Here is a 1,467-nt window from a genome sequence, read left to right as displayed (position 1 = left end):
AGGCGTCGGAGCGCACCCGGAGTTGATGCACGTCGTAGGTGATTCGCGGGGCTGTGTGCAGTTGCTTCATGCGCGAGCGGGCGGCGCGCTGCGTACCAATATGCACCCTCGCGTCGTCCCGCTGTGCCTGCTCCAGCCATCTGGTGCGCTTCGTCGCATGGTGCCAGAAGGACTCCAGCACGAACTCACGGATGCCCTCCACCACTTCGGACCGTGCCTCAGCCATTGCTCACACCGCTGGAAGCCGACCGATCCGCAGCGGAGCGGAAGGGGCTGGCGAAATCACCGGTCACCTTGGACTTAGGTAGCGCGCGCTTAGTGCGGCGCTCAACGCGGTGCTGGTCGCGCTTGTCTACGCTCATCAGGATTGGTACGTCATCGAGGTTCAGCGGCAGAATGACGTGCTGCGCTGCGGCTTTCCCAAGCTTCTCCAACGCTTTCAGCATCACCCGCTCAATGCTCTCGTCGGGCACCAGCCACACAACGCGGTGATACATGCCGCCTCTCTTGCTGTAGGCGTCGAAGATTCGCACATAGTCGGAAACCTTCTTGTACGTGAGCTCCACTTCCACCGCCGTGTTCACGTTCAGTCGGTCCTGATTGGCTAGGCGACTCACCACCAAGTCGGGAAGGTGCGAGCCGCCGTGCTCGACGGACGATTCGGGACCGGATTCGCCGCGATAGTTACGCTCGACGGGCGGGTGAGCAGGCACCCACAGCATGGGAGCGCTGATGAACGCTTCCTCCCACGTGCCGCGCCCTTCGGTTACTCGCTGCCGATACGCAGCGGCGACCTTATTGGCCTCAACGAGTCGGTCTTCGTGTCTCGACCCGTCTCGCAGCGGGCCAGTCAGTGCTTCCCACGACGTCTTCATGGTCCATTCGCTGATGAGTTGCGCGGGGGCGACTGGGGAAGAGCCCTCTTCACCGAACCGCAGGTCGTAGTAGCCGCCGCGGAGCAACTGGGCGCGGACGTGAGCGAGTGCGAGAGTGTGTGCCACATTGTGCAGTGAGATGTCACCGGGGCCGACGTAGGGGAAAGCGTCGGCCTCATTGGTCCGGCCTTTTGTCCAGCGTGCCTCGAAGCCATTTGCGCGCAGCGTGCGTAGCCCGAGCTTTGTCACCGTCCACACCTGGCCAACCCCAACAACCCGCTGAGCGCGGACCAGGCCGCCGTTCTCCAACCGCCGAAGCCGTTTGTAGGCGGCCTCTACACGCTTCCATCCACGTGCAACCTGCACGCTCTCCGCCTTGATGAGCCGTGCGCTGGCAACAGTCCAAATCACTTCCAGGTCGATGGTCGTCAACCATCCAAAGCTGTAGGCATCCTTCTTCTTGCGACCGGGAAGCAACTCTCCGTTGGCCGCGCGAGTATCGAGCGCGGCAGTCTCCTCAGGGGTGCGGTCACGCTTCCACGGCTGATCCGGCGTGCTAGTAGCTGCAACCTCCTGGCCATCATGCGATACC

The 1,467-nt window shown here is 62.8% G+C and carries 2 protein-coding genes; both read right to left on the bottom strand.

Annotation, left to right across the window (positions count from 1 at the left end; translation table 11 throughout):
- On the bottom strand, positions 1–226 hold a 226-nt coding region (locus DC432_RS16670; RefSeq protein ID WP_207770865.1), incomplete at its 3' end, for a hypothetical protein.
- Positions 219–1,467, bottom strand: a 1,249-nt coding sequence (locus tag DC432_RS16585; RefSeq protein ID WP_165801322.1) for a hypothetical protein, incomplete at its 5' end; no start/stop codon positions are given. The genes DC432_RS16585 and DC432_RS16670, both read right to left, overlap by 8 nt.

This window comes from Microbacterium testaceum, assembly GCF_003075375.1.
GTDB lineage: Bacteria > Actinomycetota > Actinomycetes > Actinomycetales > Microbacteriaceae > Microbacterium > Microbacterium testaceum_E.
The sequence above is the reverse complement of the archived record's forward strand: the minus strand, read 5'-3'. Positions and strand labels throughout refer to the sequence as shown.